Genomic DNA, 15,228 nt, shown 5'->3' on the forward strand with positions numbered 1-15,228 from the left:
CCGGCCACATCCAGCCGGGCCAGCATCGACCACACCGCAGCCAGATCCCCGAACTGCTTGTGCTGGCTACGGATCGGCTGCCCGGCCGGCGTCTCGGACAGCTTCGCCATCACCTCCTCCGCGCTGCCCAAATACTGCTGAGACACGATGCGCGGCTTGCCCTGCACTCGGGCCGATTCCACCAGGTAGTAATAGGTCTGCTTGCCGCGTCGCTTACCCACGATCGACGCCATATATGGGTAATACACTCCAAACCCACAAACCTCAAGCACCACAACACAAGACACGCCGCTCAACCACGAAGGCCGGAAACTCCCGCTAGGTCGCGGTGAACTGGCTCAAGTCGTAGATGCCAAGGCTCTTTTCGATATCGGCGACTTTGTCGACCACCCCTTGAAAGCCGGCCCGGCCGAAGCGCCGGTGCTCTTCGGCTTCGAATGTCTCAGCCAGGTCGCGAAGCTCCTTGGCGGGCAAGACGTCGCGAAACTCAGGGAAGACGACGGTGTCTTCGCGTGCCTCATGCGGCTCATACATCCGGATGAACGCCGACATGCCCTGCACCAGGGCATCTCGCGCCGGCTGGTCGGGCGCGGCAGCTGCGGTGGTGGCGGCGAGCACCCGGTCGGTGAGCGCGCGACCGCGTTGGTGCTGGGTGCGCAACACGGCGGTGATGTCGGTGAGCTTGCCCGTCTGCTCCAACGTGGGGAAGACATACTGTTCTTCCAGGTGCTCGTGATAGTCCTCGATGAAGCTTCGAATAATCTGCGCGCCCGCGTTGAGGGCTTGCGTGGGAGCCTGATCGCTGGCCTGCAGGCGGTGGATCCCTTCTCGGTAGATCAGCAAGACCCGCTTGAGTACTCCGTGCTCACGCATCAAGTCTTCAGGTGGCGTGACCGGCGCTTCGTCGCCTGCGGGTGCGTCGGGCTGGCGTGTCTTGGGTTGCGAGTTGCCGCATGCCGATCCGGCGAGCACGCCGGCTGCCGATAGCGAGATCCCGAGAAGGTGACGCCGGCCCAGGGCCGGAGGCGGCTGCTCTATCACGGTCAGACCTTTCTTCGCCGGGCCGATCACTTGATCGGTGGATCGCCAATACCGACCCCAAGCAGAACCAACTGCTATCGTAACCCGATATCTGTTTACGATATTGTGTCGGCCGCTTGGCCCGATGCAGCCTGTCGGTCTCCCTTCGACTGGTGGTGGGACGGACGCGCTGCAGTCAGGCGTGCTCAGGGCGGCACCGGCGCGGGATCTCGCGGGATCTGAGGCACCGGAGCGTCCTGAAGTTATCCGCGATCTTGGCGAGATGAAGATGGACCCATGAGCCAATGCGCTTCATCCAACGCGGTCCGCAATCAACCGCGCGATAGCGTCAGTGAGCGCCGCCAGGCTCAGCGGCTGGCCGGTGATCAGCGAATGCAGCGTGGCGCCGTCGAGGAAGACGGTGACCGCTTCGGCGGCTCGTCGGCCGATGCGCGGTTCGAGCAAAGTGACCAGGCCCTCCGGCCACAGCCGGGCCAGGGACTGCAACTCGGGCTGGTGACTTGCCGCGACGTACAACTCGTTGAGTGTGCGGTGCCTGTCCAGGTCGGTTAGGTAGTCGGCGGTGAGCCGGGCCAGGGTAGCGGGAAGGTCGGCGGATTCGTCGAGATCGCTTCGCCATTGCTCTAACCAGTCGGCCGCGCTGGTCGCGACGTGCGTGAGCGCGGCTTCGCGCAGCGCGGCGAGGTCGCTGAAGTAGTAGGTGGTCGACCCGACCGGTACATCTGCCTCCGCGGCGACCCGGCGGTGCGTGAGGTCGCCAAGGCCGTGGCGGGCGATCACTCGCCCGGCCGCTTCGATGATCGCCTGCCGCCGACCGGCGGGGTCGCGGGGGCGGCGCTGGGATTCCGCGGTCAATGCGCGCCGGCCAGTTGCAACGTGACCACCCCGCCGACGATCAGCCCCACGCCGACGACTTTCGCCACCGACATCGGTGAGCCGAGGAACAACACGGCGATCAGCACGATGGCGGCCGTGCCGATCGCCGACCACAGTGCGTAGGCGACGTCCGTCTGCATACCGCGTGAAATCGACGCCGCCAGCAGGGCGAACGCGATTGTGTAACCGCCCAGGCAGACCACGGTCGGCCACAGCCGGGTGAAGCCTTCCGTGCTTTTCAGCAGGCTGGTGGCTACCACCTCGGCGAAGATCGCGAAGAACAGCAACAGGTACGGCAAGACTCCTCCTTATGTACAAACGTACATGTACGATCGTACACTATTGAGGCGGCGCGTCGACCACATCGTGCTGGGCAGCATCGGCATCCTTGCTGCGCGCCGAAACGTGCGTCGGCCCAAGCACATCGAGAAGCGACCGACCTGGCGCGGGGAGCGCCACCCAGTCCGTTACGCCCGGGTGACGTCGCGGTCGGCAACCCATGGTCGCGCCGTAGCGTTGTGGCATGGCACCGAATCTCAACCACCGTCTTGTCGGTTACACGCCGGCGGTGCTGAGCCTGTTCCGGTTCGTCAACGGCTTGCTGTTCGCCGGCTACGGCTCGATGATCCTCTTCGGCTGGCCCGTCCGGACGACGCACGCCGTCGAATTCGGCGCCTGGCCGGGATGGTATGCCGGGGTGATCGAATTAGTCACCGGACTGCTGATCGCGGCCGGGTTGTTCACCCGCGCCGCGGCGTTCCTTGCCTCAGGCACAATGGCGGTCGCCTACTTGTGGATTCATCAACCACGTTCGCTGTGGCCGATCGGTGATGCACCCGGGGGTAACAGCGGCACCCCAGCGATACTGTTCTGTTTCGGATTCTTCCTGCTGGTCTTTGCCGGTGCCGGACGCTACTCGATCGACGCTCTCCGCGGCAAAGGCTGAATCGCTCGCCGGCTCCGCTATCTTCTGGGCTCTCGGTGCTGCGCTGACTATCGTTGTGGGTTCTGCTGCGAGTCAAGGGACTTCGGTAACTATCCGTACGGCATCTCGTCATCGGCTTCGGCAAGACCTGAGTCGATCCGGCTGTGCCGCCAGCGCCAGCTGTCCCTCAGCTTTGCGATGCCCCCCGGTCTTCGCGGCCGGGTGACTGCCCAACGCCGCCGTCACCGTAGTAGCCCAGCCGAAGCAATGTGGTGATCTCGCTGACCAACGGCATCCGCGGGTTGGTGCGGTTGCTCAGATCCTCGAAGGCCGTCATCGCCAACGCCGGCAGCGCCACGAGAAACGGCTCCTCCTCGACGCCGAACTCCCGCAGCGACCGCGGCATCTTCAGCAGGTCCAGCAGGTCGTCGACCCCCTGGAACAATCGGCGGCGGCACTCGTCGGGCTCGTGGCCACCGAAGATCAGCTGGCCGAGCTGCGCGTACTTGGCCGGCGCGACGTAGGCCGAGTACCCTGGCGCGGGCATGAATTTGCTTGGCAGACTTGCGTTGTAGCGCAACACATGGGGCAGGAAAATCCCGTTCGCCCGGCCGTGCGAGATGCCGAATTTCGCGCCAACGGCATGGGCGAGTGCGTGATTCGTGCCGACAAACGCGTTCGAAAACGCAAGTCCGGCAAGGGTTGCCGCATTGGACATGGCGGTGCGCGCGGACAGGTCGTCGGGATGCTCATACGCTCGCGGCAGCGCGTCGAAGATCAGCCGCGCCGCCTGGGCGCACAACGCATCGGTGTAGGGCGAGGCGAAGATCGAAACACCCGCCTCCAGCGCGTGGGTCAGCGCGTCGATGCCGGTGTCGGCGGTCAGTTGCTGCGGCATCGACGAGGTCAGCACCGGGTCGACGATCGCCAGGTCGGGCACCAGGCTGTAGTCGACCAGCGTCTCCTTCTTGCCGCGCACCGTCAACACCGCCGCCGGCGACACTTCCGACCCGGTGCCCGATGTCGTTGGGACGGCGACCAATTGGATGCGATGACGGTCGACCGGATAGTCGGCTACCCGCTTGCGGGGGTCGAGGAACGGCATCGTCAGCTCGTCGAGGCTCTTCTCCGGGTGTTCGTAGAACAGCCGGATCGCCTTGCCGGCGTCCAGCACCGAGCCGCCGCCGACGGCGATCAACAGATCGGGTTGCACCCGCTGCAGCAGCGCGACGCCGCGGCGGATGGTCGACTCGTCGGGCTCCGGGGTGACCTCGGCGAACACCTGCACGTGATTGGTGCGCAACTTGGAGCGCAGCGTGTCGACCACGCCGCGCTCCTCGGTCAGGGCATCGGTCACCAAAACGACGGTTTCGCAGTCCAGTTCGCGCAGGTTGTCCAACGCGCCTTCGTTGAAGTAGGTGTTGGACGGGACGCGGAACCACTGCGGCGGGGTGCGGCGGCGCGAGACGGTCTTGATGTTGAGCAGTTGCCGGTAGTTGACGTTCTCGGTGGTGCTCGACCCGCCCCAGGTGCCGCAGCCCAACGAGAACGTGGGCGTCAGGTTGTTGTAGACGCCGCCGAGTGCGCCGACCGACGTGGGCGCGTTGACCAGGATGCGGCCGGTGCGAACCGCCAAACCGTATGCCTCGATCACCTTTTCGTCGTTGGCGTAGACCGCCGAGGTGTGGCCCAGGCCGCCATGCTCGGTGACCAGGACGGCGACGTCGATGGCGTGCGCGACGCTGCGCGCGCGCACCACCCCGAGCACCGGCATCAGCTTTTCTTGCACCAACGGGTGCGCGGCGAGTTCGTCCAGGTCGGCCGGCAGCGCCGCCAGCAGCACCTTCACCGTCGGTGACACGCTGAACCCGGCCCGTGCGGCCAATTCCGACGCCTTCTGTCCGACCGCCGCCAGCGAGATCTTGTCACCGCAGCCGAACGCGAACTCGGCCACCGCCTTGGCCTGCTCGGGGGTGAGCAGCTGGGCGCCCATCCGCTCGAACTCGGCGATCACCTCGTCGTAGATCCCGTCGTCGATGACGCAGGTCTGCTCGGCCGGGCAAATGACCGAGGAGTCAAAGGTTTTCGAGATCAGGATGTCGACGACGGCGCCCTTGAGGTCCGCCGTCTTGTGGATGTAGATGGGCGCGTTGCCGGGCCCGACGGACAGGCCCGGCTTTCCGGCCGCATTCGCCAGCGCGACGATCTTCGGGCCACCGGTCACCCAGATGAAATCGACCTGCGGGTGTTTGAACAGGTAGTGCGTCACCTCGTGGGCGGCGTCGGGAATGACCTGCAGCGCCCCCGGCGGCATCCCCGCCGCCTCGGCCGCCGTGCGCAGGACTGCCAGGCTGCGTTCACACGAGCGCACCGCATGCGGCGACGGCCGGAACAGGATGGCGTTGCGGGTCTTGGCGGCTACGATCGCCTTGAACAGCACCGTCGAGGTCGGGTTGGTCACCGGCGTGATGGCCAGCACCACCCCGATCGGCTCGGCCATGTAGGCGATGTTGTGCTCGACGTCCTCGTCGATGACCCCCACCGATTTCTTGTCGCGCAGATAGTCGTGGAGGAACTCGGTGGCCACGTAGTTCTTGACCACCTTGTCCTCGAAGACGCCGAACCCGGTCTCCTCGATCGCCACACCGGCCAGTTCCCCCGCCGCGCGAACTCCGGCGCGCACCATCGCCTCGACGATCGCATCGACCTGCTGCTGGTCGAGCGTGCGGAATGCCCGGGCCGCCTGCGCTGCCGCGTCGACGATGGCGTCGACCTCGCGTCTGCGGTGCTCGCCGACCACGGGTGTGTCGACTGGGGCGGCATTTTCGGTGTGCGTAGTGGTCATGGTCGGATCCTTGACTCGGTGAAGGGGACTGTGGGTCTCCCGAATGAGCCGATGCTAGAGGTCTGCGGTGGGACGTAACGAGGGTCGGAAGGCCCCAGGTTGTTGTACGTTGACGCGGTGTCAGTAGAGCCGGACAACACAGACGTCGAGTCGTTGGGGCTGCTCGATCACCTCGACGGCCGGGCGCGTCAGGAGCGTGCCGAGCTCATTACCTGGCTGCTGGATCGTGGGTTCGACGTCGACCAGATCCGCAGCGCGTTCATTCCGATGCTGTTGCCCGCCAACCGCGCGATCGGCGACGACGGAACCACGGTTTCGGCCCGCGAGATTTCGGAGTCCAGTGGTGTCAGCCTCGACCTGCTGCAACGCCTGCACCGTGCGGCCGGGCTGGTTCGGGTCTACGACCCCGATTCGCCGCTGCGGTCACGCGCCGACGCGGAGGCGGTGCTCAACGCCGCGCGGTTGGTCGACCTGGGCTTGGATCCGGCACGGGTCGGATTGGTCGTGAGACTTCTGGTCGAGGGCCTCACCGGCCCGGCGGTGGCGCTGCGCCGGGCGGCCCTGCAGGCGTCGCTGCGCCCGGGCGCCACCGAGCTCGACCTGGCGAAGGCCTTCGAACACCTGGCGCAACAGGCCGAGCCGCTGCTTGGCCCGATGGTCGACGATTTGTTGCGGCTGGTGCTGCGACATTCGTTCGAGACCGAGGCGATCAACGTGGCCGAGCGCGCCGCCGGCACCTTGCCGGGTGCGCGGGACGTTGCGGTCGCCTTTGCCGATCTCGTCGGATTCACGCGGCTGGGCGAGCAGCTGCCGCCGGACGACCTGGGACTGATCGCCTTTCGGCTCAGCGATCTGGCTCACGATGTCACGGCGAGTCCGGTGCAGTTCGTCAAGACGATCGGCGACGCGGTGATGCTGGTTTGCGCCGAACCGCCGCAACTGCTGACCACGGTGCTGGACCTGGTCGAGGCGGCGGCCGCCGAGAAAATCCTGCGGCTGCGGGTGGGATTCGCGTTCGGACGCGCCATCAGCCGTTCCGGAGACTGGTACGGCAGCCCGGTCAACCTGGCCAGCCGGGTCACCCACGCGGCGCCTTCGGGCGCGGTGTGGCTGACCGAGGCCGCACGCGCGGCGATGGGCGACGCGCCGGGCCTCGAGTGGTCGTTCGTCGGCGCACGCCATCTCAGGGGGATTCACGGCGAGGTTCGGTTGTATGCGGTCCGGCGGACCACGTCGGGGTGATCCGCTTTCGCTGCCGGTATCAGGAGTCGAGATCGGTGCCGGCGCTGAGCTGTTCCCAGGTGGCGATCTCGTTGGCACGGGTGTCGGCGATGTAGCGGTAGGCCATCAGCGCGTCGGGCCCGAGCAGCAAGAACCCTGGCGGCTTGGGTGATTCGACGGCCGTGATGATTGCCGCCGCAGCCTTGGCAGGGTCGCCCTGTTGGGTGCCGTGCATCGTGTCGTTTTCGATGCGGCGCAGCCCGGCGGTGGCGGCGTAGTCGTCGATAACTGTGGCCGACTGGGTCAGCGAGCGGCCGGCGAAGTCGGTGCGAAATGCCCCGGGTTCGACGACGATGACCGAAATGCCAAGGGGCGCAAGCTCACCGCGCAGCGCCCCGCTCATGCCCTCGACGGCGGCCTTCGCGGCGGAGTAGTAGCCGGAGGCCACCGGGGTCAGCTGAACGGTGATCGAGGAGATGTTCACGATCGAGCCGGAGCGGCGAGCCCGCATGCCAGGTAGTACGGCCTTGATCATCGCGACGCTGCCGAAGAAATGCGTCTCGAACAGGGCGCGGATGTCGGCGTCGTCGCCCTCTTCGACCGCGGAGCGGTATCCGTAGCCGGCGTTGTTGACCAGCACGTCGACGCCGCCGAACCGCTTTTCGGCCGCGCGCGCCGCGGAGGTGACCTGGTCGGGTTTGGTGACGTCGAGAGCCACGGCCAGCACCCGGTCGGGCGTTGCGTCGGCCAGCTCGGCGACCGTGGTGAGGTCACGTGCGGTGACGACGACGTTGTGGCCGGTGTCGATCGCGGCTTCGGCGAGCGCACGCCCGAGCCCGCTCGAGCAGCCGGTGATAAGCCATGTGGACATTGAGAATGTCTCCTTTCGGTCCAGACAACCTTGGCACCACGCGGCCAGGCCGCCGGCGGCGGGCGTGTCTTCCGCCGCTGCCGCGCCCTGCGAGCCGCGCGCTAGCGGGCTCGCGCAAGATCGTCAATGACCGTCTCGGCCGCCTTCTTACCGGTCGCCAGCGCGCCCTCGGTGCACGCGATCGGAAACAGATACTCGCCCGCCAGGTACAAACCGCTGACATCGTGCAGGTGATTGTCGAGCAGGTCCTGAATTGCCACGAACTGCCCGGGGGATTGCAGGTTGATGGCGCGATCCCAGCGGAAAACCTTGGTGATTTTCGGCTCGTCGGGGAAGGCGGGGCATATTTTCTGCACCTCGGAGATCACCAGCCGGCGGCGTTCTTCCTCGCTCAGTTCGGCGAGCTTTTCATCTTCCCAGCCACGAGTGGGGACAATGACCACCGGCTTATCCCTCGAGTTGCTGCCCAGGGAGGCAAAATCCAGGACCGTCTGTTCGTCGGCAGGGATCATGACGACGTAGAAAGGCGTGTCTTGCTGCTCGACGAGCGGTTTGTCCAGACCGAACTGATAATAGTAAGTGGAGCTGTATTTACACGTGGCAAGGGCGCGGTGCATCGCTTCGGGAAGATCGGGGATCAACTGCCGTGCGACCACGGCGTCGACGGCGCAGACCACCCGCTCCGCCTCGACAAAGCCGTCCTTCGTTTCCACGCCCAGCACCCTGTTGTTCTCGATAACCACCTTGGTCACCGGGATATTGAGACGGACACAGTCGCGCACCCGCTCGTACAACCCGGCGGTGATGCTTCCCAGGCCGCCCTCCATCGATCGCATCCCCTTCATCAAGGAGAAGAGCAGGATCGGATGGACGACCGAAATATCCTTCGGGCGCGCCAGGATCATGGTCGACAAGAATGGGTGAAACACCCATTCCAGGGCCTCTCGCCCGCCGTGTGCCAACACGAAATCTTCGGCGCTGGTATTGGAGATCTCGGCCAAGGCGCCGAAGTCTTGATTTTTGGTGTCCACCAATTTCATGTACCGGCGCAGTGCGACAAACGCCTTCACCGTCTGGGGATACGTTTTCCAGGGAATCCCGGTGAAGAAAAACTTCACGTTCTCCGGCAGTGTTTTGATGGTTTCTCGGAAATTGCCGCCGACGAACAACGTGCGCACTTTGCCGTTGCGGACAAACCCGTAACGCTGCTTTTGGATGGAATATATCCGGTCCAACAGACCGAGTTCCGCCAGGTACTCGAAAGTGGTGGCCCATTGCGGTTCGGTGCTGCCCGCGCCGGCCACAAATTCGTACCCGTCCTCGACGACGGTCCGGCAACGCCCGCCCACCACATCGCCCGCCTCGAAGGTGATGACCTCGACACCGTGTTTACGCAGCGTGTACGCGGCGGAAAGACCGGCACAGCCGGCCCCGATCACGACAATGCTGTTGGTGGGCATGTCTTCTCCTTCGAGTCCCGCTAACGCCACGGAACGCGGTATGCACACCGAGCTTTCCAGGGAAATCCGGCCCGGTCGCGCCCGGCCCGGGGTTAGCTTGGTGCCATGAGTGCACGGCCCTGGAACCTGGCCGACATCATCGAGCAGATGGCCGACTCGGTCGCCGACCGAACCGCCGTCATCACCGAGGACCGCGAGTACTTCTACGGCGAAATCGACCAGCGCGCAACGCGGTTGGCCAACCACCTGGTGTCCGCGGGCGTCCGACCCGGTGACCGCGTCGCGGTGCACGCGATGAACTGCATCGAGTGGGTCGACGCGTTCTATGGGGCCTTCAAGGCGCGCGCGGTCCCGATCAACGTCAACTACCGCTACCGGCAGAACGAGCTGATGCACATCTACGGAAACTCCGGATCCGTGCTGGCGGTCGTCGCCCCCGACTATGTCGATCTGGTCAATGAGATCCGGCCCGCGCTGCCGCATCTGGGGCGGTTGCTGGTGCTGGGTGAGGACTACGACGCGGCGTTGGACAGCGCGTCACCGCAGCGCCGTGTCACCGGCCGCAGCGGCGATGACCTCTACATCCTGTACACCGGCGGCACCACCGGTCTGCCCAAGGGTGTGGTGTGGCGCCAGGAAGACCTGATCCGCGGCGCGCTGAACGCCCAGCGCTGGAATGCCCCGCTGGGCAGCGTCGAGCAGCTCGGCGCGGAGGCGGCCGCCAACGAGTTCCCGGTGCGGGTGCTCACCGTCGGACCCCTGATGCACGGCGGCACCCAGTGGATCCTGGGCAACTGCCACGTGGCCGGCGGCACTTTCGTGGTGACCACCCAGCGCAGTTTCGACCCGGCCAAGACGCTCGACCTGGCCTCCAGGGCCAAGGTCACCGCGATCGCCGTCCTAGGCGATGCCACCGCCCGCCCGCTCGCCGAAGCGCTGCTGGCCGAACCGGACCGGTGGGATCTGGGAAGCGTGCTGGCGGTGGCCAACGGGGCGGCGCCGTTGTCGGCGGGCGTACGCGCACAGCTGCGCGAGGCGCTGCCCAACCGCATCATCAGGGACACTCTGGGCGCTTCGGAGTCCGGCGTTACGCTGAACCGCTTCGACGACGGAAAGCCCAGGACCACGCCGATATTCGACGCGGACGCCGACGTGATGGTGGTCGACGAGCAGCTGCGGCCCTGCCCGGTCGGCCAGGTCGGCATGCTGGCGCGCGGCGGCGCCATTCCGCTCGGCTACTTCAACGACCCGGAAAAGACGGCGGCCGCCTTCAAAGACATCGACGGCAAACGCTGGGTGCTGCCCGGCGATCTCGCCCGCCGCGAGCCGGACGGCACCATCTCGCTGCTGGGCCGCGGCGCGGTCACCATCAACTCCGGCGGCGAGAAGATCCACCCCGAGGAGGTCGAGGGCGTGCTGCTGCAACACCCCGACGTGTTCGACGCCGCGGTGGTCGGCACCCCGCACGAACGGTGGGGCGAACAGGTCACCGCGCTGGTGCAATTGCGCGCCGGTGCGACATTGAGCCTGGAGCAGCTGCAAGACCACAGCCGCAAGCTCATCGCCGGGTTCAAGGCGCCCAAGGTGGTGCTCATGGTCGACCAGGTGCCGCGCACCGTGCTCGGCAAGGTCGATTACCGTGCGCTGAAGTCGCTGGCGCTCGAACTCTTGGGACTCGACAAACCCGACCCCGACCGCGGTCAAACCAATCTTGGCGGATAGGGGTGTTTTCGAGGTTGCCTGGCCCGCGACGTTCTACGCTGTCGTCGTGAGGCGGTTGTCCGCTCTGGACGCGGCGTTCTGGTTCGCCGAGACCCATACCTGCCCAATGCACATCGGCGGTCTGGCGATCTGTGATCCCTCCGAGGCGCCGAGTTTCAGTTTCGATGTGGTCAAAGACCTCATGGCTGCCCGTCTTCCGGAGCTGCCGTTGCTGCGGTGCCGGGTCGCCGGCGCGCCCCTTGGCCTGGACCGTCCATGGTGGGTCGAGGACACCAAGCTCGACATCGACTATCACATCCGGCGCGTCGCGGTGCCCTCACCGGGCGGACGCCGCGAGCTGGAGGAGCTTGTCGGCCGCCTGATGTCCTATCCGCTGGAGCGCAGCAGACCCCTCTGGGAAATGTGGTTCATCGAGGGTCTCGAGGGCGGTCGTGCCGCGACCCTGACCAAAATCCATCACGCCCTGATCGACGGGGTGTCGGGCGCCGGCCTGAGTGAGATCATGCTGGACGTCACGCCGGAACCGCGGCCACCGGCCGTCGGAGTCCAGGAGTCGTCGGCGGCCGGCATGCCGCGTTTCGAGCGGCGCGCGCTGGGCGCCATGTTCAACGTCACCGTTGCGACCCCCTACCGGTTGGCGCGGATCCTGCAGCAGACGCTGGTTCAGCAGCTGGCCGTGCGGCGACTGGCCAACAAACCGCCGCACTTCTTCCAGGCGCCGACCACCCGGTTCAACGCCGACCTCACGCCCGAGCGGCGGGTCGCTTTCACCCGGGTGCCGCTGCAGCGGGTCAGGGCCGTCAAGCAGGCCTTCGGCGTGAAGCTGAATGACGTGGTGATGGCGATGGTTTCGGGTGCTCTGCGCGGCTACCTCGAGGATCGTGGGGAGCTGCCGGAGCGGCCGCTGATCGCCCAGATCCCGGTCTCGACCCACCGCGATGACTCGCAGTCCGCCAACCAGATCGCGTCGATGACGATGAGTCTGGCCACCAACGTCGTCGATGTCGCGGAGCGGCTGAACACCATCTACCGAAATTCCCGGGGCGCCAAGGAGATGGCCAAAGCGCTCACCGCCCACCAGATCATGGGCCTGACCGATACGACGCCGCCGGGCCTGCTGGCCCTGGCCGTCCGGGCCTACACCGCCAGCCATATCGGCGGCCGCGTCGCCCCGATAAACCTCGTCGTCTCCAACGTTCCCGGGCCCGACTTCCCGATCTACCTGGCCGGCGCGGTGGTGGAAAGCCTGATACCCATCGGCCCCCTGACGATGGAGGTGGGCCTGAACGTCACCTGCTTCAGCTACCGCGGGTCCATCGATTTCGGTTTCGTCACCACCCCGGAGGTCGCTGACGATATCGACGACCTCGCCGATGCGATCGAGCCCACGCTGACGCAACTGGAGGAAGCCGCCGGGCTTGTGGCCTGAATGGGCACCAACGAAAGGAATTCACAGTGCGGACCCTGGAAGGCGTGCTGGCCGGGCATCGGTTCTTCAGCGGGATGGACCCTCGTTATCTGCAGTTGGCGGTCGGGTGTGCGGCGAACGTGCGCTTCAACGCCGGCGAGCTGATCTGCCGCGAAGGTGAGCACGCGGATCACTTCTACCTGATTCGCGTCGGCAAGATCGCGCTCGAAACGTCTTCTCCCGGCCACGGCAGCCTGGTCGTGCAGACACTCGGCGACGGCGACATCCTCGGATGGTCGTGGCTGGTGCCGCCCTACCACTGGCGCTTCGATGCGCGCGCGGCTGAGATGACACGGGCGATCGTCTTCGACGGCAAGTGCCTGCGCCAGAAATGCGAAGAGGACCACGAACTCGGGTACGAACTGCAAAAGCGTGTCATCGCCGTACTCGGAGAGTATCTCGATGCCACCAGGTTTCGGCTGTTGGACATCTATCGCGACGCCATCGACTGAGGCAGCTGCCCAGACCGGCTTAGCCGTCGAATGCCGGGCCGCCGAAACGCTCCCGGGTGATGAACTCGGCAACCGGCCGGCGGCGCAGCTTCGTCAGCTGGCGGGTGGGCCTGCCGAGCGGCACGATCGCGGCGACCGCGTGATGGCCCGGAATGCCCAGCAATGCGCGGACGTGCTCCTCCCCGGCGATCGCCATGGTGGTGATGGTGCCGCCGTAGCCCTCGTTTCGAGCGGCCAGCAGGATGTTCCACACCAACGGATACACCGACGCGCCGGCGGCGATGCCGACCCGGTCCAGGTCCCGATCCAGCGCCGCGACCACCTCCAGGTCAACGGAAACCACCAGTACCACAGGAGCTTTCGTAACCGAAGCAACGAATGCGTCCGGAACTGCGGTGCTGTCGACAACCTCCTGCGGCACACCGCTGGGATGAATGGAGTTCCAAGGATTTTCACCGGCCGTCAACTGCGCGAGGTAGCGACGAGCGGCCGGGATGCCCAGCTCGGCCAGGCGACGACGGACGTCGGCGTCGCGCACCACGGTGATGTGGGCGCCTTGCCGGTTGCCGCCGCTGGGGGCGAACCGGGCGTTGCCGAAGATGCGCGATAACACCTCGTCGGGCAGCGGGTCGTCGGTGAACTCGCGCGCCGCGAACGTCGTTCGCATGACGTCGTACAGCTCCATGGCCGTGCTCAGCTCGCAGCGGGGGCGCGTCGTTCCAGCCGGAAGGTGCGCTTGAAGCCGGTGGGCTGGGTCGTCAGGGTCACTTCCACCGCGCCGCCGGGGCCGACGACGTAGCGTTCCTCGACATCGGGCCCGTCGTTGCACCGGCCGACGGGTTGCCGCCCGAGGTCGTGGCGGTCATACAGGGCAGGGTCGAAGGGGAAGTAGACGGGATCGTAGGGGGTCACGTCCCCGTCGGGACGGCCGTCGACCAGGCGGCTGCACTCCACGAACCGGAAATGTCCGATGTTGTGGGCCGCCCGATAGGTTCGCCTGATGATCAGCGGCGAATGCCCGTCGGCGGGAAGCGAGGCGTCCTTGGGCACGATCGGGTCGAACACCACGTCGGCGCCGGCCCGCGCCTCGCGGAAAACTCCGAAATGTCGCGAAAAGTGTTCGGATAACTGGAAATTCGCTTTCGTGTCGAGAAAGACCGCCAGCCCGATGGCCGTCGCGGCAAACGGGTGCGGCGAGCGTTTCACCCGTTTCTCCCCGAAGGTGGCGCGCAGCATCCGGGAAATCAGCGGAAAGCTGCCGGCCCCGCCCACCAGGTAGATGCCTGCTACCTCGGACCAGGCGACGCCGCTTCCGGTTGCCACCGGGTCACGCAGCACGCGCGAGAGCACGTCCATGGTCTTGTCGACGAGCGGCGTGCAGGCCGCGTACACGTCGTCGATGCCGCAGGCGAACGGCGGCCGGTCGATCCCGTCGACCACCGTCAGGTCCACCAGGAAGCGGCGGGTCTGCGGCCCGATGGCCTCCTTGCGTGCGGCGCATTCCTCGCGCAGCAGGTCGGATGCTTCGGCAGCTTCCGGTAGCCTCGCGCCGGACACGACGAGCTGCAGTATCGCCTGGTCGAAATCGTCGCCACCCAGACGCTGGATGCCCTCGCTGACGACGACCTCGTTGACCTGGCCCGTCATTTTCAGCAGCGAGGCGTCGAAGGTGCCGCCGCCGAGGTCGTAGATCAGGACGTATTCGCGTTTGGCGGTGATGGTGGAGCGGTACCGGTGGGCATATTCGAGGCTGGCCGCAGACGGTTCGTTCAGCATGGCAACGACGCGAAAGCCCGCCGCGAGAAAGGCGTCCAGCGTCATCAAGCGTTGCGCGCTGGACGCATTGGCCGGCACACTGATCGCCGCCTCGATCGGTTCGCCGGGCTCGAGTCCGGCGTTGGAGCGATGCCGAAGATCGTCTTTGAACCGCGCCAGGTAGCCGGTGAGCAACTCGGCCAGCGGGTAATCGCGGCCGGCCAGGTTCACCTCGGTGTGCGGTCCGGCGTCGTTGAGCAGACGTTTGAACGAGCGCAGCACCGACCATCCCGGCTCGCGGCGCACGGCGGCGGCGTCCAGCCCGAACCTGATCTCTCCGGCCGCGTTCGCCGCGATGAGCGATGGCCAAGCCTCTACCCCGTCGAAGGAAACGACGGGGTAGTTGCCTCTGTCGACGACCGCGGCGACGGTGTGGGTGGTGCCGAAGTCGATACCGACTCTCATCGCACCCAACTTTAGGCCCGATGCCGGGCAGTCCGGCACTACCCGCGTTGTCCGGCGTGCCGTCGGTGGTGGCGCCGGGGTGCTTGGTGTTTCGGTGACTTTGGCCTCTACGCCACGGCGCCCGGCG

General features: G+C 66.3%; 13 protein-coding genes and 1 pseudogene. 5 read left to right on the plus strand and 9 right to left on the minus strand.

Features of this window, described 5'->3' with window-relative positions:
- The 4 genes and pseudogenes from EET03_RS06945 to EET03_RS06960 form a co-directional block, all read right to left on the minus strand.
- A pseudogene (locus tag EET03_RS06945) lies at positions 1–233 on the minus strand (IS1634 family transposase); the annotation flags it as partial.
- 85 nt (positions 234–318) lie between these two features.
- Entirely contained in the window at positions 319–1,071 is a 753-nt protein-coding gene (locus tag EET03_RS06950) for a hemerythrin domain-containing protein (protein ID WP_244232267.1), read from the minus strand.
- Between the two features lie 261 nt (positions 1,072–1,332).
- Entirely contained in the window at positions 1,333–1,896 is a 564-nt protein-coding gene (locus tag EET03_RS06955) for a TetR/AcrR family transcriptional regulator (protein ID WP_075543441.1), read from the minus strand.
- The gene (locus tag EET03_RS06960; protein WP_075543440.1) at positions 1,893–2,216 is read right to left on the minus strand and encodes a DMT family transporter; all 324 of its coding nucleotides are present in this window, start codon (positions 2,214–2,216) and stop codon (positions 1,893–1,895) included. Before EET03_RS06960 ends, EET03_RS06955 begins: the two co-directional genes overlap by 4 nt.
- Before the next feature lie 224 nt (positions 2,217–2,440).
- Between EET03_RS06960 and EET03_RS06965 the strand changes: the two genes are divergently transcribed.
- Positions 2,441–2,863: a DoxX family protein gene (locus EET03_RS06965; RefSeq protein ID WP_075543439.1), complete on the plus strand. Its 423-nt coding sequence runs from the start codon at positions 2,441–2,443 to the stop codon at positions 2,861–2,863.
- A 166-nt stretch (positions 2,864–3,029) separates the two neighbouring features.
- Here EET03_RS06965 and adhE read toward each other — a convergent pair whose 3' ends face one another.
- Positions 3,030–5,687 carry a bifunctional acetaldehyde-CoA/alcohol dehydrogenase gene (gene adhE, locus EET03_RS06970; protein ID WP_075543438.1) on the minus strand — a complete coding sequence of 886 codons (2,658 nt, stop codon included), beginning with the start codon at positions 5,685–5,687 and terminating at the stop codon, positions 3,030–3,032.
- Positions 5,688–5,804: 117 nt separating this feature from the next.
- On the opposite strand from adhE, the gene EET03_RS06975 reads away from it, so the two are divergent.
- Complete coding sequence (locus EET03_RS06975; RefSeq protein ID WP_099194032.1) at positions 5,805–6,929, plus strand: adenylate/guanylate cyclase domain-containing protein; 1,125 nt, start codon at positions 5,805–5,807, stop codon at positions 6,927–6,929.
- A 19-nt stretch (positions 6,930–6,948) separates the two neighbouring features.
- Here the strand turns inward: EET03_RS06975 and EET03_RS06980 are convergent, their stop codons facing one another.
- Positions 6,949–7,779 (minus strand): oxidoreductase, encoded by an 831-nt coding sequence (locus EET03_RS06980; protein WP_075543436.1) that lies wholly within the window; start codon positions 7,777–7,779, stop codon positions 6,949–6,951.
- Positions 7,780–7,880: 101 nt separating this feature from the next.
- The gene (locus EET03_RS06985; protein ID WP_075543435.1) at positions 7,881–9,239 is read right to left on the minus strand and encodes a protoporphyrinogen/coproporphyrinogen oxidase; all 1,359 of its coding nucleotides are present in this window, start codon (positions 9,237–9,239) and stop codon (positions 7,881–7,883) included.
- 105 nt (positions 9,240–9,344) lie between these two features.
- On the opposite strand from EET03_RS06985, the gene EET03_RS06990 reads away from it, so the two are divergent.
- From EET03_RS06990 to EET03_RS07000, 3 genes are read left to right on the plus strand one after another with little or no spacing between them, the layout of a single operon-like run.
- A complete protein-coding gene (locus EET03_RS06990; RefSeq protein WP_075543434.1) occupies positions 9,345–10,961 on the plus strand; it encodes an AMP-binding protein in 1,617 nt (538 codons plus the stop codon).
- A 46-nt stretch (positions 10,962–11,007) separates the two neighbouring features.
- Positions 11,008–12,390 (plus strand): WS/DGAT/MGAT family O-acyltransferase, encoded by a 1,383-nt coding sequence (locus EET03_RS06995; RefSeq protein WP_075543433.1) that lies wholly within the window; start codon positions 11,008–11,010, stop codon positions 12,388–12,390.
- A 26-nt stretch (positions 12,391–12,416) separates the two neighbouring features.
- Positions 12,417–12,881: a cyclic nucleotide-binding domain-containing protein gene (locus EET03_RS07000; RefSeq protein WP_075543432.1), complete on the plus strand. Its 465-nt coding sequence runs from the start codon at positions 12,417–12,419 to the stop codon at positions 12,879–12,881.
- 19 nt (positions 12,882–12,900) lie between these two features.
- Here EET03_RS07000 and EET03_RS07005 read toward each other — a convergent pair whose 3' ends face one another.
- Positions 12,901–13,566 carry a nitroreductase family protein gene (locus EET03_RS07005; protein ID WP_075543431.1) on the minus strand — a complete coding sequence of 222 codons (666 nt, stop codon included), beginning with the start codon at positions 13,564–13,566 and terminating at the stop codon, positions 12,901–12,903.
- Positions 13,567–13,574: 8 nt separating this feature from the next.
- Positions 13,575–15,101, minus strand: a complete 1,527-nt coding sequence (locus EET03_RS07010; protein ID WP_099194033.1) for an Hsp70 family protein — start codon at positions 15,099–15,101, stop codon at positions 13,575–13,577.
- Positions 15,102–15,228: the final 127 nt, after the last annotated feature.

The organism is Mycobacterium innocens (genome assembly GCF_900566055.1).
GTDB classification, from domain to species: Bacteria; Actinomycetota; Actinomycetes; order Mycobacteriales; family Mycobacteriaceae; genus Mycobacterium; species Mycobacterium innocens.